The 22,500-nt window shown below is 71.2% G+C and carries 18 protein-coding genes; 3 read left to right on the top strand and 15 right to left on the bottom strand.

Going from position 1 to position 22,500, the window contains the following annotated elements; all coding sequences use genetic code 11:
* Nucleotides 1-409 precede the first annotated feature (409 nt).
* The 12 genes from KF708C_RS30420 to KF708C_RS30365 form a co-directional block, all read right to left on the bottom strand.
* Nucleotides 410-1,768 (bottom strand): NtaA/DmoA family FMN-dependent monooxygenase, encoded by a 1,359-nt coding sequence (locus tag KF708C_RS30420; RefSeq protein ID WP_020203883.1) that lies wholly within the window; start codon nucleotides 1,766-1,768, stop codon nucleotides 410-412.
* Between the two features lie 26 nt (nucleotides 1,769-1,794).
* Complete coding sequence (locus KF708C_RS30415) at nucleotides 1,795-3,507, bottom strand: dipeptide ABC transporter ATP-binding protein (protein ID WP_059415351.1); 1,713 nt, start codon at nucleotides 3,505-3,507, stop codon at nucleotides 1,795-1,797.
* Nucleotides 3,508-3,596: 89 nt separating this feature from the next.
* Entirely contained in the window at nucleotides 3,597-4,514 is a 918-nt protein-coding gene (locus tag KF708C_RS30410) for an ABC transporter permease (protein ID WP_059415349.1), read from the bottom strand.
* Entirely contained in the window at nucleotides 4,511-5,473 is a 963-nt protein-coding gene (locus KF708C_RS30405; RefSeq protein ID WP_059415345.1) for an ABC transporter permease, read from the bottom strand. The genes KF708C_RS30410 and KF708C_RS30405 overlap by 4 nt, the downstream gene beginning before the upstream one ends.
* Nucleotides 5,470-7,104, bottom strand: coding sequence for an ABC transporter substrate-binding protein (locus KF708C_RS30400; protein ID WP_231586636.1), 1,635 nt, complete (start codon nucleotides 7,102-7,104; stop codon nucleotides 5,470-5,472). The genes KF708C_RS30405 and KF708C_RS30400 overlap by 4 nt, the downstream gene beginning before the upstream one ends.
* Before the next feature lie 132 nt (nucleotides 7,105-7,236).
* Nucleotides 7,237-7,986 (bottom strand): ABC transporter ATP-binding protein, encoded by a 750-nt coding sequence (locus KF708C_RS30395; RefSeq protein ID WP_231586635.1) that lies wholly within the window; start codon nucleotides 7,984-7,986, stop codon nucleotides 7,237-7,239.
* Nucleotides 7,973-8,695 (bottom strand): ABC transporter ATP-binding protein, encoded by a 723-nt coding sequence (locus tag KF708C_RS30390; RefSeq protein WP_059415339.1) that lies wholly within the window; start codon nucleotides 8,693-8,695, stop codon nucleotides 7,973-7,975. Before KF708C_RS30390 ends, KF708C_RS30395 begins: the two co-directional genes overlap by 14 nt.
* The gene (locus KF708C_RS30385; protein ID WP_020203876.1) at nucleotides 8,692-9,570 is read right to left on the bottom strand and encodes a branched-chain amino acid ABC transporter permease; all 879 of its coding nucleotides are present in this window, start codon (nucleotides 9,568-9,570) and stop codon (nucleotides 8,692-8,694) included. The genes KF708C_RS30390 and KF708C_RS30385 overlap by 4 nt, the downstream gene beginning before the upstream one ends.
* Nucleotides 9,567-10,454, bottom strand: a complete 888-nt coding sequence (locus KF708C_RS30380; protein WP_059415337.1) for a branched-chain amino acid ABC transporter permease — start codon at nucleotides 10,452-10,454, stop codon at nucleotides 9,567-9,569. The genes KF708C_RS30385 and KF708C_RS30380 overlap by 4 nt, the downstream gene beginning before the upstream one ends.
* A gap of 9 nt (nucleotides 10,455-10,463) precedes the next feature.
* Nucleotides 10,464-11,615 carry an ABC transporter substrate-binding protein gene (locus tag KF708C_RS30375; RefSeq protein WP_059415335.1) on the bottom strand — a complete coding sequence of 384 codons (1,152 nt, stop codon included), beginning with the start codon at nucleotides 11,613-11,615 and terminating at the stop codon, nucleotides 10,464-10,466.
* Between the two features lie 80 nt (nucleotides 11,616-11,695).
* Nucleotides 11,696-12,826, bottom strand: a complete 1,131-nt coding sequence (locus KF708C_RS30370; RefSeq protein WP_020423830.1) for an LLM class flavin-dependent oxidoreductase — start codon at nucleotides 12,824-12,826, stop codon at nucleotides 11,696-11,698.
* Between the two features lie 17 nt (nucleotides 12,827-12,843).
* Nucleotides 12,844-13,680, bottom strand: a complete 837-nt coding sequence (locus KF708C_RS30365; RefSeq protein WP_059415332.1) for an ABC transporter substrate-binding protein — start codon at nucleotides 13,678-13,680, stop codon at nucleotides 12,844-12,846.
* Between the two features lie 321 nt (nucleotides 13,681-14,001).
* Between KF708C_RS30365 and KF708C_RS30360 the strand changes: the two genes are divergently transcribed.
* Nucleotides 14,002-14,670 (top strand): CGNR zinc finger domain-containing protein, encoded by a 669-nt coding sequence (locus tag KF708C_RS30360; RefSeq protein WP_082080118.1) that lies wholly within the window; start codon nucleotides 14,002-14,004, stop codon nucleotides 14,668-14,670.
* A 34-nt stretch (nucleotides 14,671-14,704) separates the two neighbouring features.
* Here the strand turns inward: KF708C_RS30360 and KF708C_RS30355 are convergent, their stop codons facing one another.
* The 3 genes from KF708C_RS30355 to KF708C_RS30345 form a co-directional block, all read right to left on the bottom strand.
* Nucleotides 14,705-16,240 (bottom strand): aminotransferase-like domain-containing protein, encoded by a 1,536-nt coding sequence (locus tag KF708C_RS30355; RefSeq protein ID WP_059415324.1) that lies wholly within the window; start codon nucleotides 16,238-16,240, stop codon nucleotides 14,705-14,707.
* A gap of 106 nt (nucleotides 16,241-16,346) precedes the next feature.
* Nucleotides 16,347-17,402 (bottom strand): threonine aldolase family protein, encoded by a 1,056-nt coding sequence (locus KF708C_RS30350; RefSeq protein WP_059415318.1) that lies wholly within the window; start codon nucleotides 17,400-17,402, stop codon nucleotides 16,347-16,349.
* A complete protein-coding gene (locus KF708C_RS30345) occupies nucleotides 17,399-18,454 on the bottom strand; it encodes a carbon-nitrogen hydrolase family protein (RefSeq protein WP_059415313.1) in 1,056 nt (351 codons plus the stop codon). Before KF708C_RS30345 ends, KF708C_RS30350 begins: the two co-directional genes overlap by 4 nt.
* A gap of 287 nt (nucleotides 18,455-18,741) precedes the next feature.
* Here KF708C_RS30345 and KF708C_RS30340 point away from each other — a divergent pair, with 287 nt between their 5' ends.
* Both KF708C_RS30340 and KF708C_RS30335 read left to right on the top strand, forming a co-directional pair.
* Entirely contained in the window at nucleotides 18,742-20,859 is a 2,118-nt protein-coding gene (locus KF708C_RS30340) for a hydantoinase/oxoprolinase family protein (protein WP_059415309.1), read from the top strand.
* Complete coding sequence (locus KF708C_RS30335; RefSeq protein ID WP_020203866.1) at nucleotides 20,856-22,481, top strand: hydantoinase B/oxoprolinase family protein; 1,626 nt, start codon at nucleotides 20,856-20,858, stop codon at nucleotides 22,479-22,481. The genes KF708C_RS30340 and KF708C_RS30335 overlap by 4 nt, the downstream gene beginning before the upstream one ends.
* The last annotated feature ends 19 nt before the right edge of the window (nucleotides 22,482-22,500 follow it).

The following is a 22,500-nucleotide window of genomic DNA, read 5'->3' as shown; positions in this document are numbered from 1 at the left end:
GCGCGCGCCGCCGGCGGGTCATCTCAGCTGGCTGGCTCGGGCGCTGGTTTAGTTCTATTAATGGAACTATAGGCCAATGACTCCGCGCGGCACAAGAAAAAGCGCCACGGAAAAAGCCAGACACGATGCTTGACAAGCCCCTCAACGCTGTGCCGGACGACGGTTTTTCTGGGCCGTGTTATCCACAATTACTGTGGATAACAACCCCCTCGATACCCGCAAACCCGCTTGCCGACGCCAAACCGTTCGGACTGCCTAATGTTTCAGCAAGTTGACGATTCAATGTCATGACAAAGACAGCGGCGACCGGTCCGCGGACCGCAGCGCGCCGGCGGCGGCACCCGCCGCCGCCGGCGTCCGGGACCGATGCCCCACGCCGGGACGCCTTCCGGACGGGGACGGGCGGCGCTCAGGCCCAGGGGCGCAGGCGGCGCGCCGCGTGGGTATCGGGAAGATGGGCGGCGCGGCCGAACAGCTTCTCGCGCAGCGTGCCCTCGGCGTAGCCCGACTGCATCAGGCCGCGGCGGCGCAGCACCGGCACCACCGCGTCGGCGAATTCGTCGAACCACTCGGGCATGACGACCGGGATCAGGTTGAAGCCGTCCACGCCGGCCTCGACCCAGCCGGCGATGCTGTCGGCGATCTGCTCGGGCGTGCCCGCCACCGCCTTGTTCAGGCGCTGGCGCATCACGTCGCCGAAGCGGGCGCGCTTGTCGGGCGCGGCGTCGATGACCGCGCGAATGCCGCCCTGCATGTACTCGGTCTTCACTTCGTCGAGCGGGGTGTCGGGGTCGATCGCGGACAGGTCGAAGCCGATGGTGCCCGAGGCATGCGCGAGGTAGCCCGGCTCGCTGCGCCAGTGGAGGAATTCCTCGTAGCGCACGCGCGCCTCGGCCTCGGTGCTGCCGATGACCGGGTGCAGGCTCACCAGGTACTTGAGGTCGCCGGGCGCGCGGCCGTGCGCCGCCAGCCGGCGGTTCATCTCGGCGATGTCGTTGCGCGCCGAAGCCGGCGTGATGGCCGGCAGGAACGTCAGCTCGGCATGGCGCGCGGCAAAGCCGCGGCCGGCGGGCGAGGCGCCGGCCTGCGCCAGCAGCGGCGTGCGCTGCGGCGAAGGCTGCGGCAGGTGCGGCCCCGCCACGCGGTAGCGCGGCCCCTCGTGGTCGATGGCGTGGATGCGCTCCGGGTGGGCATAGATGCCGGCGGCCGCGTCCGCCGCCACGGCGTCGTCCTGCCAGCTCGCCTCCCACAGCTTGTAGACCACCTCGGCGTATTCCTCGGCCCAGGCATAACGCTCGTCATGGCCGGTCAGCGCCGGCTGGCCGAAGTTGCGCGCGGCGTTGTCCAGGTAGCTGGTGACGATGTTCCACCCGACCCTGCCGTCGGTCAGGTGATCGAGCGTGGAGAGCTTGCGCGCGAACGAGAACGGATGCTCCTGCAGGATCGAGCTGGTGACGATGAAGCCCAGGTGCTCGGTCACGTAGCCCAGCGCCGACACCAGGCTGGCCGGGTCGTTGGACGGGAACTGCATGCCCTCGCGCGCGGCGGTGGCCCAACCTTGCCGGTACTTGTCGTAGACCCCGACCGTATCGGCCAGGAAGATGGTGTCGAGCCCGGCGCGCTCGGCGGTGCGGGCCAGCTTCACCCACGGCTCGAGCCGCGAGAAATTCCGCTGCGCGCCGGCCTCGGGCCGGCGCCATTGCCCATGCGTCTGGTGCGACGGCGTGACGTGGGTGAACGCGTTGTAGATGATCTTCCGGCCTGTCATGTGCTGCATTTCCTTTTTTGCATCGTTCAGGCCGCGGCGGAGCGCCTGTCCTCGCCGGCGGACCGGCGCAGCGGCAATACCGCCTCCAGCAGCCGGCGCGTGACCGGGTGCCGCGTGTGCTCGTGCAGCGCGCCGGCGTCGAAGGTCTCGACGATGGTGCCGCGCTCCATCACCGCCACCCGGTCGCACAGCGACTCGATCACCGCGAGGTCGTGGCCGATGAACAGGAAGGTCAGGTTCAGCTCCGCGCGCAGTTCGCGCAGCAGGTCCAGCACCTGGGCCTGGATCGACACGTCGAGCGCGGACGTGGGCTCGTCCAGGATCACGAACTCGGGCTGCGCCGCCAGCGCGCGCGCGATGCCGATGCGCTGGCGCTGGCCGCCCGAGAACTCGTGCGGATAGCGTTCCAGGTGCGCCGCGGCCAGCCCCACGCGCTCGAGCGCCTGCACGGCGAGGTCGCGCGCGGCGCGCGCGCTGGCGGCCACGTCCAGCCGCGTCAGCGCGTCGGCCAGTTGCGCGCCGATCTGGCGGCGCGGGTTCAGCGAGGCGCCGCTGTCCTGGAACACGAACTGCACGCGCCGGCGGAACGCCTTCAGCGCCGGCCCGCGCAGCCGGGTCACGTCGACGCCGTGCGCGCGGATGGTGCCGCCGGAAGGGTCGATCAGCCGCGCGGCCAGGCGGGCCAGCGTCGACTTGCCGGAGCCCGACTCGCCGATCAGCCCGAGGATCTCGCCGCGCCGGATGCGCAGGTCCGTGGGCCGCACCGCCGCGACCTCGGTCCCCTTGCCCCAGAATCCGCCGCCCAGGCGGAAGCTGCGCGATACCTGCTCGAGCACCAGCACCGCGTCGGCATCGTCGCGCGCGTCCGCCGGCGCAATCGGGGACGCGACCGGGGACGCGGGAGTCGCGGCGCTCACGGGCGCCGCGGCCAGTTGCCGCTGCGCGCGCCGGATCTCGGCGGAATCGGGCACGGCCCGCACCAGCGCCGCCGTATACGGATGCGCGGGCGCCGCCAGCACGTCGCGGGTGGCGCCCTGCTCGACCACCACGCCGGCGCGCATCACGGCCACGCGGTCGCTCAAATACGACACCACGCCGAAATCGTGCGTGATGACCAGCAGCGCCGTGCCCTCCTCGCGGTTGATGTCGCGCAGCAGGTCCAGGATCTGCTTCTGGATGGTGGGGTCCAGCGCCGTGGTCGGCTCGTCGGCGATCAGCAGCTTCGGGCGTCCCATGACCGCCATCGCGATCATCACGCGCTGGCGCATGCCGCCCGACAATTCATGCGGATAGGCGCGCAGCACGCGCTGCACGTCGCGGATGCCCACGCGATCCAGCCACCGCGCGGCCTCGGCGCGCGCCGCCGCCGCATCGAGCCGGTGGCGGAAGCGCAGGCCTTCGGTCATCTGCTCGCCGATGCGGAAGGACGGATCGAGCGAGCTCAGCGAGTTCTGGAAGATGATGCCGATGCCCGCCCCGCGCACGCCGTTGAGCGCCGCTTCGGGCAGGCCGAGCAGTTCGCGCCCCTCGAAGCGGACCGAGCCGCGCGCGCGGCTGTCGCGCTCCGGCAGCAGCCCGAGGATGGCGGCCGCGGTCACGCTCTTGCCCGAGCCCGATTCGCCGACCACCGCCAGCACCTCGCCCGCGCCGAGGTCCAGGCCGATGCCGTGGATCACGCGCTGCGGGCCGCCGGCGCCGTCGAACTCGACTTCGAGATTTCTGATGGAGAGTAGGTTCATCAACTTGTTCCCGGCGCCGGATCGGGGCGCCATGTCCGGTGCCATGTGTGGCGCAATATCCCGCGCCCTGCCGCGCCATGCCGCGCGCGTCAGCCGCGCGGGTCCAGCACGTCGCGCAGACCGTTGCCCAGCCAGTTGAAGGCCAGCGCCAGCGCCACGATGACCAGCGCCGGCGCGGTGGCCACATGCGCCGCGCCCAGCACCAGCACCTGCGCGCCCTCGGCCACCATGCGGCCCCAGTCCGCGTCCGGCGGCTGCGTGCCCAGCCCGAGAAAACTCAGGCCGGCCTGGAACACGATCATGCCGCCCGCCAGCGTGGTGCCGTACACCACCGCGGCGGTCGCCACGTTGGGCAGGATCTCGCGCAGCAGCACGTCCGCCGTGGTCGCGCCGCAGGCGCGCGCCGCCTCCACGTATTCCTTGTCGCGCTCGGCGCGCACGCCGGCATAAACCACGCGCGTGAGGTAAGGCGTGGCCGAGAACACGATGGTCAGCGCCACGGCCCAGATGCCGGGCCCGAGCGCGGTGGCCAGCCCGATGGCCAGCAGCACCATCGGGAACGCGAACAGGATGTCGATCACGCGCATGATCAGCGCCGGCCAGCGGCCGCGGTGGTAGCCGGCCAGCAGGCCCAGCGCCAGGCTCAGCAGCACCGCCACCACCACCGGCGGGATGCTGGCGAGCAGCGCGCGGCGCCCGCCCCACAGCAGGCGGCTGAAGATGTCGCGCCCCTGCGCGTCCAGGCCCAGCCAGTAGCCGGGCGTGCCCGGCGGCGCCAGCCGCAGCTGCGGCTCGGCCACGTTCGGGTCGTGCGGCGCGAGCCACGGCGCCGCGGCGCTCACGGCCAGCGCCAGCACGATCACGACCAGCCCGAGCAGGGCCAGCCGGTTGGCCCGCAGGCGGTGCCAGCGGCCACGCGCCGCGGAACGGAAAGCGTGCTGGCCGTCGCCATCGTTGTCATTGTCGTTGTCGTCGGCGGCGACCGTGGTGGTGACGGCGTGGTTCATGCGGGTCCGCCTCCGTTGCGCAGGCGCGGATTGAGCAGGTCCAGCGCGACGTCGGTGGCGAGGTTCACGGCGATGAAGCAGCCCGTCACCAGCATCACGCCGGCCTGGATCATCGGGTAGTCCTTGCCGGCCGCCGCGTTGTAGAGCTGGGTGCCGATGCCGGGCCAGTTGAACACGTTCTCGACGAAGATCACGCCCGACAGCAGGTAGCCGACCTGCAGGCCGGTGACGTTGATCACCGGCGAGAGCAGGTTGCGCCCGAGGTGGCGGCGCAGCAGGAGGGACCTGGGCAGGCCCTGCGCGCGGAACGTGCGCAGGTAGTCCGAGCCCATGATGTCGATGACCTGGGCCCGCACCAGCTGCGCCAGGATCAGCATCGAGATCACCGCCGCGGCGATGGCCGGCAGCACCAGGTGGTGCAGCAGGTCGAGCCAGTCCTGGTCGCCGCGCATGTCGTACATGCCGGAGACCGGGAACCATTGCAGCCGCACGCCGAACACCCAGATCAGCAGCAGCCCCGACCAGAACACCGGGAAATTGTGGCCGACCTGGATCACCAGCATGGCCGCGCCGTCCATCCACGAGCCGCGCTTCAGGCCGCTGAGCACGCCCACCGCCACGCCGCCGGCCAGGCACACCACCACCGCGGCGGCGGCCAGCAGCAGCGTGTTGCCGAAGCTGCGCGCCAGCACCTCGAACACCGGCGTGCGCAGCACCAGCGAGGTGCCCCAGTCGCCCGCCATCAGGTGCTCCAGCCACAGCGCGTACTGCACCAGCACCGGCTGGTCGAGGCCGTACTCCTTGCGGATCGCGTCGATCGATTCCTGCGGCAGCGTGCTGGCCAGCGCGTTGGTGACGGGGTCGCCGTCGCCCGCGTGGGCGATCAGGAAGACCAGCACCGACACCACCAGGAAGATCGGGATGGCCTGCAGGAAGCGGTAGACGATCGCGCGCGTCATTTCTTCAGCCAGACCTTGGAGAGATCGTAGAAGTTCTGCGCCGGCACGTTGAAGCCCTGCACGTTCTGGCTGTTGGCGAAGTGGTTGCGGAACGTCACCAGCGGCAGGAACACCGCGTCGCGCTGCGCCAGCGCGTTGGCCGACTTCCACGCGGCGACCGCGGCGCGCTCGCTGGTCTGCGAGGCGGCCTTGGCGATGGCCGGCGCGATGGCCTGGTCCACCACCTTCTCGCCGCCGCCGCGCGTGATCACGTAGCCGTCGAAGGCGAGCTTGAGCCAGTACGGCGTGACGAAGCCCCACTCCATCGTGAACAGGCCGGTGTCGGGCGCGAGCTTGGCCAGCTTGCTGGTGTAGGTCAGCCACTCCTGCGAGATCACGTTGACCTTGATGCCGACCTTGCCCAGGTCGCGCTGGATCCATTCGACCGAGGGCTGGTTGGCCACGTCGGTGATGATGGTGAAGTGGACGTCGCCCTCCTTGTAGCCGGCCTTCTTCAGCAGCTCGCGCGCGCGCGCCGGGTCGTAGGTGAAGTCCTTCTGCGCGGCGTCATAGGCGGTGTTGCCGATGTTGAAGATGCTGTAGGACGGCACCGCGCGGCCCTTGAAGATGGTGCGCGCCAGCCCTTCGCGGTCGATCGCCAGCAGGATCGCCTGGCGCACCGCCTGCTTGCTGGTGAATTCGTTGCGGAAGTTCCAGCCCAGGAAAAGCTGGCCGGCCGTGGTGCTGTCGCGCACCGTGTAGCCGCTGCCCTCCAGCCCGTCCGCGGCGTCGGCCGGCACGCGCGTGAGGATGTCGATCTCGCCCGAGCGCAGCGCCGCCAGGCGCGTGGCGTCGTCCGGGATCGGGCGGAAGATGATGCGGTCGAGATACGGCCTGGCGCCCCAGTACTTGTCGTTGCGCACCAGCACGGTCTTCTCGCCGTGCACGCGCTCGACGAACTTGAACGGTCCCGTGCCGGTCGGATGCAGCGCCAGCCCGTCCTGGCCGTATTTCTTCAGCGCGGCCGGGCTGAAGATGCCGGACACGTAGTTGCCTTGCGGCAGCAGCCGCGGGAAATCGACGAACGGGGCCTTGAAGACGAACTGCACGGTGTGGTCGTCGACGACCTTCACTTCCTGCAGATTGCCGTAGACCGGCTTCATGGTGGCCGCGGCGCGCACGTCGTAGAACTCGAACGCCGGGTCCGTGTAGCGGCGCACGTTGAACTGCACCGCCTGCGCGTTGAAGTCGGTGCCGTCGTGGAACTTGACGCCCTGGCGCAGCTTGAAGGTGAAGGCGCGGGCGTCGTCGCTGACCTGCCAGCTCTCGGCCAGCGCGGGCACCAGCGGCGGCGGGCCGTCCTTGGCCGGGCGCGAGAGATCCTCCGCCACCAGCGACTCGTAGATATGCTTGTCTACGCGGTAGGTCTCCCACGAGTACTGGCGGTTCGGGTCGTACACCGTCGGCTCCTGGTACTGCCCCACCACCAGCGTGCCGCCGGTGCGCGGCGTGCCCTGCGCCTGCGCGATGCCGTGCGCGCCCCAGGCCACCACGCCGGCGAGCAGCGCGGCGGCCAGCCGCAGGCCGGCATGCCGGCGGGTCTCCGCGCCTGAACGCGGAACAGAAGATGAAACACGTCCAGGCACCGTCATGGCAATCTCTTTATCTGAAAGCTTCGTCTGAAAGAACGGAAATTCTATTGGCGCGCCCGGCAAACGCGAACGACGCATTTCGCATGTCGTCATAGCAAACGGGAAAGCGCGCGGCGGCCCCGGCGCGCGCGCTCACGCGGCGTGGCGGCCGCCGAGATAGGCCGCCAGCACGGCGGGGTCGGACGCCACCTGCGGGCCGGTTCCCGCCAGCACGATGCGGCCCTGCTCCAGCACGTAGGCGCGGTCGGCCAGCGCCAGCGCCTCGCGCGCGTTCTGCTCGACCAGCAGGATGGTGGTGCCGGTCGAGCGGATGTCCGCGATGATGTCGAAGATCGCGGCGATGATGCGCGGCGCCAGGCCCATCGACGGCTCGTCGAGCAGCAGCAGCCGCGGGCGCGCCATCAGCGCGCGGCCGATGGCCAGCATCTGCTGCTCGCCGCCGGACAGCGATCCGGCCAGTTGCTTCTCGCGCTCCTCGAGGCGCGGGAACAGCGCGTAGATCCGCGCGATGTCGGCCTCCACCTGCGCGTCGCGGCGCAGGTAGGCGCCGATGCGCAGGTTCTCCGCCACGCTCAGGCCGGGCACCGTCTGGCGCCCTTCCTGCACCAGGCTGACGCCGCACGCGACGCGCCGCTCGACCGCGAGGCCGTCGAAGCGCGCGCCGTCGAACGCGATGCGCCCGGCAGTGGCCGGCACCAGCCCCATCAGCGCCGACAGGATGGTGGTCTTGCCGGCGCCGTTGGCGCCGATCAGCGCCACGATCTCGCCCTCGCGCACCTCGAGGCTGACGTCATGGACCACCGCCAGCGCCCCGTAGGCCACCGACAGCCCCTGCACCGCGAGCATCGCCGCCGGCGCGGCGTCCCGCTCAACGCTTGGCATGGCGCACCCCCAGATAGGCTTCGATCACCGCCGGGTTGTCCTGCACCTGCGCGGGCAGCCCCGACGCGATGGCCTGCCCGGCGTTCATGACCACCACGAAATCGCTCACGCCCATGATCAGTTCCATATCGTGCTCCACCAGCAGCACCGTGATGCCCTGCCCGCGCACATCGCGCAGCAGGCTTTCCAGATCGCGCTTCTCGGTCGGGTTCATGCCGGCCGCGGGCTCGTCCAGGATCAGCAGCGCGGGTTCGGCCGCCAGGCTGCGCGCGATCTCGAGGCGGCGCTGATGGCCGTAGGACAGCGCCTGCGCCGGCCAGTCGCGCGCGTGCAGCAGGCCGAGCCGCTCGAGCATGGCCTGCGCGCGCCGCCGCGCGTCCTTGCCGCGGCGGCGCTCGGCGCCGATCAGCACGTTGTCGAGCACGCTCAGGTCGGCGAACAGGCGGATCTGCTGGAAGGTGCGCCCGATGCCGAGCCGGGCGATGCGGTGCGGCGGCAGGCCGCGCAGCTCCACGCCGTTGAAGCGCAGGCTGCCGCCGTCGGCCTGGTAGAAGCCCGTCAGCAGGTTCATCAGGCTGGTCTTGCCCGAGCCGTTGGGCCCGATCACCGAGGTGATGGTCCCGGGCGCCACGTCGAACGACAGCCCGTCGAGCGCGGCGACGTTGCCGAAGCGCTTGCGCGCGTCGCGTACCGACAATACCGGGCTCATCGCGACGCCTCCGCGGTGGCCGGACGCGCCGCGCGCCTGCGCCCGCGCGGCGCCGCCAGCCCGCCGACCGACAGCATGCCGCGCGGCAGGAACACGATGGCCAGCAGCAGGATCAGCGCCATCAGGATCTCGCGCGCCTGCGCGGAGAAGCGCAGCACCTCGGGCAGCACGGTAAACACCGTCGCGCCCGCGATCGCGCCGGCGACGTGGCCCAGCCCGCCCAGCACCGCATAGGCCACGGCATCCAGGCTGCGCTGCAGGCCGAAGTCGTTGGGGCCGATGAACGAATTCATGTGCGCCGCCAGCGCCCCGCCCAGCCCGCACACCGCGCCGCTGAACACGAACACGGCCAGGCGCACGCGCGCCACGTCGATGCCCAGCGACTGCGCCGGCATGTCGTCCAGGCGCGTGGCTTCCATGATGCGCCCGAGGCGGCCGCCGCGCAGCGCCAGCACGGCGATCACCAGCGCCGCCAGCACGCCGGCGAGCTGCGGCAGCGTGGTGCGCACCGGAATCGCGTCCAGGCCCAGCGCACCACCGGTCACGCTGTCCCAGTTGAACGCGATCACGCGGAACACCTCGGTGAAGGCCAGCGTGCCCAGCGCGAAGTAGTCGCCTTCGAGCCGCAGCACCGGCGTGCCGAGCAGCAGCGCCACCAGCGCCGCGGCCAGCGTGCCCAGCGCGACGGCGGCCGCGAACGGCAGGCCGGTGTGCAGCGTGGCGAGGGCCGACACGTAGGCGCCCATGCCCACCAGCCCGCCGGTGGCCAGCGAGAAGCGGTTCACGCTGAGCATCAGGTACACGCCGATGCCGAGGATGGAATTGACGAAGACGAGCGCGATGACGTTCTCGTACGATTGCAGCCACTCGATCATGCGCGCTGCCTCGTCGCGGTGCCGAACAGGCCGGAGGGCCGGCACACCAGCACCAGGAAGATCGCGCCGAATGCCACCGCGTCGCGCAGCGACGACTGCAGGTAGGCCACGCTGTAGACCTCGGTCAGGCCCAGCACCAGGGCGCCGATGGCCGCGCCCGGCACGTGGCCGAGGCCGCCGAGGATCAGCGCCGAAAGTCCCTTGAGCAAGATGTTCTCTCCCATGAACGGGGATACGGCGTCGTAGAGCACGCCAAGCTGCACGCCGGCGGCGCCGGCCAGCGCGCCGGTGAGGAAATACGTCAGCAGCCGCAGCCGCGCCACCGGCACGCCGACCAGCTGCGCGACGCTTGGCCGGAACGCCATCGTGCGGATCGCCAGGCCCACGCGCGTGCGCCGCAGCACGTAGGCCAGCACCGCCATCAGCACCACCGCCGCGACGATCACCACCACCTGCAGGCTCTGCACCCGCACCGCGCCGAGCTGCCAGACGTGGCCGGTCCAGGGCGCCGGCGGGAAGCGCCGCACCTGGGTGCCGAACACCTCCTGCACGATGGCGATGAGCAGGCGCGACAGCGCCAGGCTGGCGACCAGCCCCATCCAGCGGTTGGCGCCGCGCCGCGCCAGCGGCCCGAACACGAGCAGCTCGCTGAGCAGCGCGATGCCGCCCGCGATGGCCATCGCCGCGAGGAACGACGGCAGCAGCGGCCAGTGCAGGGCCAGCGTCAGCTCCAGCCCGGCGAAGGCGCCCACCATCAGGATCGAGCCCTGCGCCAGGTTCAGGACGTTGAGCACGCCGAACAGCAGCGTGAAGCCGACCGCGAACACCGCGTAGGTCGCGCCGAGCGCCACGCCGTTGATGGTCTGCTGGAGGAATACGTTCATGCCGCGGCCTTACTTCGCCTCGAACGGCACGAACCGTCCGTTCCTGCCGACCAGGATCTTGGGCTGCACGGTCGGGTCGCGGTTGGCGTCGAAGCCGATCGGGCCGAGCACGCCCGGATAGTTCCTGATGCCGACCAGCTCCGCGCGGATGCGCTTGCTGTCGCCCGAGCGCGCGCGCCGGATGGCTTCCACCAGCAGCGACGCGGCATCGTGGCCATAGGCCGAATAGATGTCGGGCGGGTGCTTGTAGCGGCTGGCGTAGTTGGCGATGAAGGCCTTGCTGACCGGATTGTCCAGCTCGGCGAACCACGCCGTGCCGACGATCACGCCCTCGGCGCCGGCGCCGCCGAGCTCGAAGAACTTGGTCGAGATGGCGGACTGCGTGCCGACGAACACCACCTTCTGCGAGATGCCGAGCTGGCGCGCCTGCCGCACGATGCCCGCGGCTTCCTCGGCCAGCGCGCCGATCACGATCAGGTCCGGGTTCTGCGCCTTGATCTTGGTGAGCTGCGCGGCAAAGTCCACGTCGCCGCGCTGGAAGGTCTCGGTGGCGACGATGGGAATGCCGTTGTCTTCCAGCGCCTTCTTCTGCACGCCGTAGGCGGACTTGGTCAACTGGTCGTCGATGCCGTAGATCTGCGCGGCGCGCTTGACGCCGTAGCGGCCGATCACGGTCTTGAGCACGTTCGGCGTGACGTTGTCCTCGGGCGGGCTGACGCGGAAGATGTAGTCGCCCAGGCGCGTGGTCAGGCCCGCGGCGGTGTTCGACGACGCCACCACCGGGATGCCGGCCTTCTGCGCCAGCGGGTCGGCCGCGTAGGCGGAGGTCGCCAGCGTCGGCCCGAGGATGGCGGATACCTTGTCCTGCGCGATCAGGCGCTGGAAGATGTTGACGGTCTGGTTGCGGTCGGCGCCGTCGTCGTAGTGGATCAGCTCGAGCTTGAGGTCGCCCAGCTTGCCGCTGGCGTTGGCCTCGTCGACCACGAGCTGGATCGCGTTCTTCTGCTCGATGCCGTACAGCGCGGCGGAGCCGCCGGTGGTGGTCTGCACCAGGCCGATCTTGACGACTTCCGCGGCCGCGCCGGCCGGAATGGTCAAGACGGTCGAGATGGCCAGGCCCAGCATGCCGAGCGCGAGGAGATGTTTCTTGATGGGCAACATGGGAGTCTTGGTCTTGTAGCTTGTTGCGAAACGATGGAAAGGGAAAGCGGGAAGCGGGAGCCCGCGGCCCGCGCCGGGCGTCACGACGCCTGCGTGCGCCAGCCCGCGTCGCGCTCGCTGGTCCAGGCGGATGTGGCGCCGGCGTCCGCGCGGCGGTCCACCGGCAGGTGCGGCAGGACCAGCTCGGCGAAGCGGTAGGCTTCCTCCAGCAGCGGCATGCCGGACACGATCAGCACGTCGATGCCGGCCTCGCGGTACTCGCGGATGCGCGCCAGCACCTGGGACGGGCTGCCGATCAGCGCGGTGCCCGGCCCGTGGCGCACCAGCCCGATGCCCGACCACAGGTTCGGCGCGATCTCGAGCTCGCGGATGTCCTTGGGCTTCTTGCCGCCGTGCAGCGCCGACATGCGCTGCTGGCCGACCGAATCGATGCCGGCGACGTAGGCCTGCGCGCCCGCGATCGCCGCGTCGTCCATGTGGTCGTACAGGTCCTGCGCGGCGGCCCACGCCTCGGCCTCGGTCGGGCGCACGATGACGTAGAGGCGGATGCCGAAGCGGATCTTGTCGGCGCGGCCGTGCGCGCGCGCGAGTTCGCGCACCTCGCGGATCTTGCTGTCGGCCTGCTCCACCGTCTCGCCCCACGACAGGTAGGTGTCGATGTGCTTGGCGGCGACCTCGTGCGCCGCGCGCGACGAGCCGCCGAACCACAGCTCCGGCGTGCGGCCGCCGTAGGGCGGCAGCGGCAGGCCCGCGTCGACCACGTGGATGTGGCGCCCCTTGAACGTCACCGACTCGCCGCGCAGCAGGCCGCGCAGGACGGTGAGGTATTCGTCGGTATAGGCGTAGCGTTCGTCGTGGCTGAGATGCACGCCGAACTGCGCCATCAGCTTGGCGTCGCCGTTGACGATGTTCACGCGCAGGCGCCCCTTGGAAAACTGGTCGAAGGTGGTGATCATCTTGCCCAGCAGCGTGGGCGAGAGCAGCGGCGGGTGCGCGGCGATGAGATGCTGGAACTGGTCGGTGTAGGGAATCAGCGATGCCCCCTGCACCCACGCGTCGTGCGTGCCCGTGGCCAGCAGCGCGCCGGTGAAGCCGAGATGGTCCACGGCGCGGGCCAGTTGCTGGAAATACGGATAACTCAGTGCGCGCGCGCCGTCGGCGCGCCACGGGTAGCGCCCGTCCGGGCCGGTCAGATACCACAAGACTTCCATGAAGTTCGTCCTCGCTGTCATGCCGCCGCCAGGGCGGGATAGTTCTCCGTCACCGTGTCGGCGACGTCGATCGGTTCGGGAATGAGCCCGAAGCGGGCAAAGATGTCGGCATGGCGCTGCTGCTCGGCCAGGAACCCGGCATCCGGCACGTGCACGCCCCACGGGCGCGCGGCGAGCGCGGGCAGCCATTGCGCGGCGCTGTTGCCGTTGACGCCGTCGAGCAGGCGCGCGGCCGCTTCCGGGTCGGCCGCCGTCAAGCGGTCCGAGTCGGCCAGCGCGTCGACCAGGGCATGCACCGCGGCGGGCCGCTCGCGCAGCACGTCCTGGCGGCCCCAGTAGACCGAGCGGTTCGAGAAGGCGTTGCCCGGCCGCGCGAGGACGCGCACCGACACGGCCTGCTCGATCTGCCCGAGCAGCGGATCGGTGGCGACGATGGCGTCGAGCAGCCCGGCGACGAACGCATCCCGGGCCGTGGCCGGGGTCAGCTCGACCGCGTTCACCTCGCGCCAGTCGAGGCCGGCCGCGTCGAGCTCGGCGGCCAGGAACTGCGTGTGCCAGGAGATCGGCATCAAGGCCACGCCGCGCCCGCGCAGATCGGCCAGCGTGCGCACCGGCGAATCGGCGCGCACCACCAGCCCGCCGCGCTCGTGGCGCGGCTCGGACATGCCGAAGGCGGCCACCGCCAGCCCCTGCGCCTTGGCCAGGATCGGCGGCGTCGCCCCGGTGCCGCCGAGGTGGATGACGCCGAGCCGGATCAGCGGAATCGTGACCGCGCCGGCGCCGTAGACAAAGAAGGAAAGTCCCTCCGCGCGCAGCGCGGCGACATGCGCCTGCCGCCTGGCAAGGATCGACAACGAAGGATTCTGGGGGTGCGCCCCCACGACCAAGGCCATCCGTGACACCTATCGAAAACAGCGGGAAGAAACGGCGCCACGGGCTGGCGCCGGCCGGGAAGCCATGACGCCAAGCGATTTTTGTCATGGGTTAAACTCATGACGGAAAGTCTACGCACAAGGTATCCGGCCAACAAGCGCGCATTTCGAATATGCATATCCGGTGCCGCCATTGGCGCCATCGCCGCTTCGGCAGGCGCGCGGACGGAACATGGGCCGGCACCTTTTTTTTCGGGGACGTAACTGCGATGATATGGGCCACATCCATAGCGACAACCTGCCATGAACGCACCTGAACTGCCCGCAGCGGGCACAGCGGGAGAAGCCGCCGCCGCGCCCGCGCGGCCGGTGACAAAGAAGGAACTGACCCTCAAGTTCCGCGGCGGCGTCGCCAGCCTCTATCTGGTGGAGACGCTGGGCGAGTGGACCGGCCGGCAATACGAGCGCATCCACAGCGCGCGCCGCTGGGACGAATGGCTGCGCGGCGCCAAGCTGCCGAAGCCGCCCCAGCGGGCGACCGAAGACGAGCTGGCGCAGATGCGCGAGCTGCGGCGCGCGATCTACGGCGTGGTGCAGGCGGTGCGCGCCGGCCACGCGCCGGCGCGCGGCGAGGTCGAGACCATCAACGCCTTCGCGCGCGAGATGCCGCCCCCGCCGCAGCTCTCCAGCACCGGGGACAAGAAGCGGCTGGGCAGCCCGATCAGCCATGCGCAGGTGCTGGGACTGATCGCGCAGGACGCGATCGACCTGCTGACCGGCGACCTGCGCCACAGGATCCGCGCGTGCGCGAGCCCGGTCTGTCCGGTGCTGTTCGTCGACAAGTCGCGCCGCGGCGACCGCCTGTGGTGCTCGGCGGCCTGCGGCGCGCGCAAGGCCACCGCCAAGTACCGGCTGCGCCTGGCCGGGCGGGAGCTCGACGAGGAAGCCGCGTTCTGCGTCGAACAGCACTGAGGCGGCACCAAGGCAGAGCGGCGCGCGCCGGCCCCTACCGCGGGCCGGCCATCCGCCCGGCAAGCTCGCCGAGCCGCAGCAGGCCCTCGCGCGCCTTGGGCGAATCGGGCACGCCGCAGTTCATGCGGATGCAGTGCCCGTAGTCGCCGTGGGGCGAGAACAGGATGCCCGGCGCGACGCCGACGCCGAGGCCGACGGCGCGCTCCTGCAATGCGAGCGTGTCGACCTCGCCGGGCAGCTCGACCCAGAGCAGGAAGCCGCCGCTGGGCAGCGCGAACGAAGTGCCTTCCGGGAACACGCGCGCCACGTTCTCCGCCATGCGATAGACCTGCGCCTGCATGGCGCGGCGCGTGCGGCGCAGGCGCCGCGCCATGCCGCCGCTGGCGAGGTACTCGGCCAGGGCCAGCTCCAGCACCTGGGGCTGGCCGACGCTCGATACCCGCTTGAGAAACGCGATCTGCTCGCTGAAGCGCCCGCCGTCGACCCAGCCCACGCGCATGCCGGGCGCGATGGTCTTGGTCAGCGACGCGCACAGCATCACCAGGCCGGATTCGTCGAAGCCCTGCGCGGCGTGGCAATCGCCGGCGAAATGCAGGTCGGCGAAGGTGGCGTCTTCGATGACCGGGATGCGGCAGCGGTTGGCCAGCTCGACCAGCTGGCGCTTGCGCGCGAGCGGCATGGTGGCGCCGGACGGGTTGCTGACCGTCGTCGACAGCAGCACCGCCGCGATCTTGCCGCCCTCCGCGGCGCGCGCCAGCGCGTCGACATCCATGCCGTCGCGGTTCGCGCCGACGACCGGCAGCGCGCGCAGGCCCAGCATCTGCAGCGTCTGCAGGAAGCCGTAGTAGGCCGGCGCCTCCACCGCCACCGTGTCGCCGGGTTTCGTGACCGCGCGCAGGCACAGCTGGATCGCTTCCACCGCGCCGTTGGTGATGACCACGCGGCGCGGGTCCACACTGGCGCCCCACTCCACCACGCGGCGCGCCACCTGCTGGCGCAGTTCCAGCGAGCCGGGCGCGAAGTTGTAGTTGCCGACCAGCGCCGGCTTGCGGCGCAGCAGGTTGGCGATGCCGGTGGCCAGCCGCTCGCACGGAAAGAACGAGGCGTCGGGGATGGCAGCGCCGAACGGAATCAGGTCCTCGCGGTAGGCCAGCGCCGAGGCCGGCCCGCTGCTGGCGAGATAGCGCGTGACGGCGCCGCCGCCGGGCACCGGCTCCGGCCGCGCGATCTCCGGCAGGCGCGGCGCGACGTAGCAGCCGCTCTGCGAGCGCACGACGACCCACTGCTCGTCTTCAAGCTGCCGGTAGGCTTCCTGCACGGTGCTGATGGAAAGCTGCTTCGAGCGGCTGAGCGCGCGCACGGAAGGCAGCTTCTGCCCCGCCACGAACACGCCCTCGAGGATCTGCTGCTTCAGCTCCGCGGCCAGGCGCGCGTACAGCGTGGTGCGCACCGCGCCGACCGGCCTCGCCGCCGCCGCGGGCTGGTCCGCGCTCCCGGCCGTGGGTTCGGCCACGGGCTCGGCCTCGGGTCCGGCCACCGCGGCGGGTTTCTGCCTGGCACTGGCGTTCATGCTGCGTTCCTCGCATTGCGTTCACTGGCCGGCGCCGACCCGCATCCACGCCGGGGCCGCGCCAGCAGCGATTATCCTCGACCGGGCCGCAAGCGCGCGCGGCATCTCAGGCGCCCGCGGCCACGGCGCGCGCCACCGCCACCATCGCATGCGCGGCCTGCTCGGCCTCCCGCGGCGCCACGTCGAGATGCGTGGTGGCGCGGATGAAGTTGCCGCCGATCGCGCGCACGCGCACGCCTTCGGCCAGGCAGCGTTCGGCAAACGCCTCGGCGCGCACGGCGGGCGCGTCGAAGGTGAAGCGCAGGATGTTGGAGTCCGGCCGCGGCGGATCGAAGCGGAACAGCCCGCACGCGGACAGGATGCGCCAGATCGCCAGCGCGTTGGCGTGGTCGGCCGCCAGTCGGGCGACGTGGTGTTCCAGCGCGTACAGGCCGGCGGCGGCCAGCACGCCCGACTGCCGCATGGCGCCGCCGAGGCGGTATTTCCATTGCCAGGCGTCGCGCACGAACGCCGCGCTGCCGCACAGCACCGCGCCGACCGGGCAGCCCAGCCCCTTGCTGAGGTCGATCCAGGCGCTGTCCCAGCCGGCGGCGTAGTCGGCCGCGGCGATGCCGGTGGCCGCGCTCGCGTTGAGCAGCCGCGCGCCGTCCAGGTGGCAGCGCAGGCCGTGCCCGCGGGCGGTGTCGCGCACCTCGCGCAACTGCGCCAGCGGCCACACCGCGCCGCCCGAGAAATTGGTGGTCTGCTCGACGCACAGCAGCGCCGAGCGCGGCGCGGTGCGCGCGCGCGGGCGGATGCCGTCGGCCACCTGCCGCGCCGTGAAGATGCCGTGCGGGCTCGGCAGCGCGCGGATCGACACGCCGGCCAGCGCGGCGGCGCCCGCGGCTTCGGTGCCGTAGATATGCGATTGATGGTCGCAGATCACTTCGTCGCCGGGCGACGTGTGCACCAGGATGGCCACGAGGTTGCACATGGTCCCCGACGGCATGAACACGCCCGCCTCCTGCCCCAGCAGCGCGGCCACCTCGGCGCACAGCCGCAGCGTGGTCGGGTCGTCGCCGGACTGCTCGTCGCCGACTTCCGCCGCCGCCATCGCCGCGCGCATGCCGGCGGTCGGCCGGGTCTGGGTGTCGCTGTAGAGATCGATCGGGCGCGGCTTCATGCGGCGCCCCCGGGAATGGCTTCGCCCGGCGCGAAATCGGCGCCGGCCGGCGGCAGCGCCGCGAGGTCGTGCAAGGCGTCGTGGAACGCGGCCGGCTCCAGCGCCGCGCGGTTCACGTGCAGCGTGAAGACGTCGAAGCGGTTGTAGGCGCCCACCACGTCGTGGAACTGCTTGGGCACGATGCAGTCGTCGAGGTCGATGTCGGCATAGACGATGCCTTCCTCGTCCTGCAGCGTGTCGCTGATGACCGCGCCGGTCGGGCCGATGATCATCGACACGCTGCGCGGCGCGCTCTCCACCAGCGCGCGCGCGGCGGGCTCGCCGCGGCACACCAGCTCGGCGGCGGCGTCGCTGAAGAAGCCGGAGGCCACGATGGTGAAGCACTTGGCCTCGAAGCTGTGCGCGCCCGAGCGGATGCAGATCGCCGCGGCGAGGTCGTAGCGCTCCTTGCTGGCGGCCGGATGGGTCGGCCAGCACGGCGAATAGGAGGCGATGTGGATCTGCTCGCCCTGCGCCATCAGGCTGTAGCGCGCCAGCGGGTTGGTGTTCTCGCCGCACACCAGCGCGCCGACCTTGCCGACCGGCGTGTCGACCACGCGCAGGCCGCTGCCGTCGCCGTTGGCCCAGGTCAGCTTTTCCCAGTAGGTCGGCACCAGCTTGCGGTGGCGGTTGAGCAGGCTGCCGTCGGCGCCGATCAGCAGGTTGGTGTCCCAGATGCAGCCGACGCTGGCCTTCGAGGCCTCGTTGATGCCGAGCGAGACCACGATGCCGTGCGCGCGCGCGGCGCGGCGGATGCGGTCGATGGCCGGGTGGTCGATGGTCACGGCGCTCCTGGCCATGCGCACGAAGAACTCGTGGTTCTCGACCGGCGCGCGCACGCCGGACCACACCGGGAACGCGCACAGGTGGGCTTCCGGGAACGCCACGATCCTGGCGCCGTGGCCGGCGGCCTCGGCGATCAGCGCGCAGGTCTTGTCGACCGTGGCGTCCAGGTCGAAGTAGATCGGGCAGACGTGGCAGGCGGCGGCCCTGAACCGGGTGGCAGAAGACATCGGGAGACTCCGGGGAAAGCGCCCAAGTTTGCCGGCGGCCCCGCCGCCCGGGTAGACGCAGTTGGGGCCATCGGCGTGCCGTACAGTTGGCTGCCGGGCCGGCCCGGCGGCGGCGCGGCGGCGTGGCAGGCACTTCTTGCGGCGTCGGGCGGCCCGAAGCGCGCGGCCCGGACCCACATATCGTCCGAACTTAATAATCCATCTTTATTTTTCATTGGCCATTGTTAATGGCCATTTTTATCATGCCGTCATGAACCTCGAAACCTCGAACACGCCGGGAGCGTCTTGTGACAACTTGGGCAATTGGTATTGATATTGGCGGCACCTTCACCGACGTGGTGGCGCTGGACTACGGCGCCGGCAAGCTGCATAGCCTGAAGGTGCTGACCACGCACGGCGACCCCGCCCAGGGCGTCGCCGACGGCGTGAGCCAGCTGATCCGCTCGTGCGGCATCCGCGCCGAGCGCGTGGCGCGCGTGGTGCACGCGACCACGCTGTTTACCAACGCGCTGATCGAACGGCGCGGCAGCACCACCGGCCTGCTGGCCACGCGCGGCTTCAAGGACGTGCTGGAGATCGGCCACGAGCGCAAGTACGATCTCTACGACCTCGCCATCGAGGCCGCGCCGGCGCTGGTGCCGCGCAGCCTGCGCGCCGAGATCGGCGCCCGCATGGACGCGCGCGGCAACGAGATCGAGGCGCCCGACGCCGACGAGGTGCGCCGCGTGGTGGCGGGCCTGGCCGAGAAGGGCGTGGAATCGGTCGCGGTATGCCTGCTGCACGCGTATGCCAGCGCCGCCCACGAGCAACTGGTGCGCCAGTGGATCGAGCGCGATTTCCCCGCCCTGCACGTGACGCTGTCGTCCGACGTGGCGCCGGTGATCCGCGAGTTCGAGCGCAACTCCACCACCGTGGCGAACGCCTACATCAAGCCGCTGGCCGAGCGCTACCTCGATGCGCTGGAAGCGCGCCTGAGCGCGCTCGGGCTGCCCGCGGGCGTGCTCATGATGCTGTCCAACGGCGGGTTGTCCCACATCGAGGAAGCCAAGCGCAACCCCATCGAACTGCTGGAATCGGGCCCCGCGGCCGGCGCGATTTCCGCGGCCCACTACAGCCTGCGCGACCAGCAGGCCAACCTGCTCGCGTTCGACATGGGCGGCACCACCGCCAAGCTCTGCCTGGTCGAGCGCGGCAAGCCGTCGATCGCGTTCGGCTTCGAGGCGGCGCGCCGCAAGCGCTTCGCCGAGGGCAGCGGGCTGCCGATCCGCATCACCACCATCGACCTGATCGAGATCGGCGCGGGCGGCGGCAGCATCGCGCACCAGGACCAGCTCGGCCTGCTCAAGGTCGGCCCGCAGAGCGCGGGCTCGGAACCGGGGCCGGCCTGCTACGGCCTGGGCGGCACCGAGCCGACCGTCACCGACGCCAACCTCGTGCTGGGCTACCTGAACCCGGACTACTTCGCCGGCGGCACCATGTCGATCGACCGCGACAAGGCCGCCGCGGCGCTGGGCCGCATCGGCGAGCACCTGGGCCGCGACGTGACCGGCGTGGCCTGGGGCATGCACGACATCGTGGCCGAGAACATGGCCGGCGCGGCGCGCGTGCACGTGGCCGAGCGCGGCCGCGACGCGCGCGACTTCGTGCTGCTGTGCACGGGCGGCGGCGGCCCGCTGCATGCCTACTACGTGGCGCAGAAGATCGGCGTGCGCACCATCATCTGCCCGCCCGCGGCGGGCGTGGCCTCGGCCTACGGCCTGCTGGTGGCGCCGGCGCGCGCGGACCGCTCGCGCACGGTGAGCTTCCGCCCGGCGACCGATTCGCTGGCGACGCTGGAAGAGGCCTTCGCCGCGCTGGAAGCGCAGGCGCGCGACGCGCTCGACCAGCTCGCCGAAACCTTCGGCCCGATCGCGCTGGTGCGCCACGCGGACGGGCGCTTCGCCGGCCAGGGCTTCAACCTGTCGGTGGCGCTGCCCGCCGGGCCTTACACGGCGACGGCGGCGGCCGGCGGCCAGACCGAGCAGGAGGTGCGCGCGGCGCTGGTGGCGGCCTTCGAATCCGGCTACCGCGAGAAATTCGGCCGCACCCCGCCGGACGTGCCGGTGGAGCTGGTCAACCTGCGCGTGACCGGCGAGGCGCCGCCGCGGCAGGCGTTCGACGCCGAGACGCTGGCAGGCGGCGAGCCGGCCCGGCCCAAGGGCTCGCGCCTGGTCTATTTCAGGGAAGCCGGCGCCTACGTGGAGACCCCGGTGTTCGAGCGCGGCGCGCTCCAGGCCGGCTTCTCGGCGGCGGGGCCGCTGCTCGTGGAGGACGCCAGCTCGTCGCTGGTGGTCGGGCCGAAGGGCCATGTGAAGCAACTGGCGAGCGGCAATCTGGTGATCACCATTGAGGAGCAGGCAGCATGACAAGCGACAGGCAAACCCACGGCGGCGCGGCCGCCGACCCGATCTTCCTCGAAGTCTTCTGGACGCGCGTGCGCTCGGTGGTCAACGAAGCCGCCAAGCTGATCGTGCGGACCTCGTTCTCGACGCTGTCCACGGAGGCCAACGATTTCGCGGTGGTCATCACCGACTCGCAGGGGCGCTCGCTGGCCGAGAACAGCGGCAGCATCCCCTCGTTCATCGGCACGCTGCCGCGCACGGTGCAGGCGGCCATCGCCCGCATCGGCGCGCAGGCGATGCGCCCGGGCGACATCTACATCACCAACAACCCGTGGATCGGCACCGGCCACCTGAACGACGTGTGCCTGGTCAAGCCGCTGTTCCACCAGGGCGTGCTGACCGGCTTCGCGGCGACCGCCGGCCACGTGCCGGACATCGGCGGCAAGATCCGCTCGGTGGACGCGCGCGAGCTGTTCGAGGAAGGCTTCCACATCCCGATGATGCACCTGCTGCGCGAGGGCCAGGCCGACGAGACGCTGCTGTCGCTGATCCGCACCAACGTGCGCACGCCCGAGCAGACCGTGGGCGACATCTGGTCGCAGGTGGGCGCGGTGGAGCTGATCTCGCGCCGGCTCGACGAGATCCTCACCGAATACGCGCTGCCGGGCATCGACGACCTCGCCCACGCGCTGTTCGAGCGCAGCGAGGCCGCCATGCGCCAGGCCATCGCCCGGCTGCCCGAGGGCGAATACCACTACGAGATGGAGACCGACGGCTTCGACCAGCGCTTCCGCTACGTGGTGGCGGTGCGCGTGAAGGACGGCGAGATCGAGTGCGATTTCGCCGGCACGTCGCCGCAGCAGCCGCGCGGCATCAACTGCGTGCTGTCGTACACCAGCGCGATGACGGTCTACGCCATCAAGTGCCTGCTGCTGCCGGACCTGCCCAACAACGACGGCCTGTTCCGCCCCATCCGCGCGGTGGCGCCGGAAGGCAGCATCCTCAACCCGCGCTCGCCGGCGCCGGTGGGCGGGCGCTCGTGCACGGGCCACTACGTGCCGACCGTGATCTTCGGCGCGATGTACCAGATCCTGCCCGAGAAGGTCATGGCGGGCGTGGGCTCGCCGCTGTGGATCGCCAACCTGAGCGGCACCCGCGACGACGGCAAGCCCTTCGCCACGGTGCTGTTCTACAACGGCGGCCTGGGCGCGACGGCGGGCAAGGACGGCGCCTCGGTGATGTCGTGGCCGAGCAATATCTCGCCCACGCCGGTGGAGGTGGCCGAGCGCGACGCGCCGCTGTTCTTCAAGTACAAGACGCTGCGCGAGGGTTCCGGCGGCGAAGGCCGCTTCCGCGGCGGCCTGGGCGAGGAGATCTGCTTCGTGAGCCAGCACCGCACGCCGCTGTCGATCGTGTTCCTGACCGAGCGGCTGCAGGTGCCCGCGCCCGGCCTGGGCGGCGGCGCGCCCGGCGCGTGCGGGGAAGTGCTGATCAACGGCCGCGCCATCGACTCGCGCCGGCCCCAGGTGCTGGAACCGGGCGACGAGGTCATCCTGCGCACGCCCGGCGGCGGCGGCTACGGCCCGCGCGCGGCGCGCGACCCGCGCCTCGTCGCGCACGACCGCGAGCATCAATACGCGCTCTGAGCGCGCCCCGGCCCGGCGC

Source organism: Cupriavidus basilensis, from assembly GCF_000876015.1.
Classification (GTDB): Bacteria; Pseudomonadota; Gammaproteobacteria; order Burkholderiales; family Burkholderiaceae; genus Cupriavidus; species Cupriavidus basilensis_B.
Note: the sequence above shows the minus strand (reverse complement) of the source record. Positions and strands in the feature narration are given on the sequence as shown.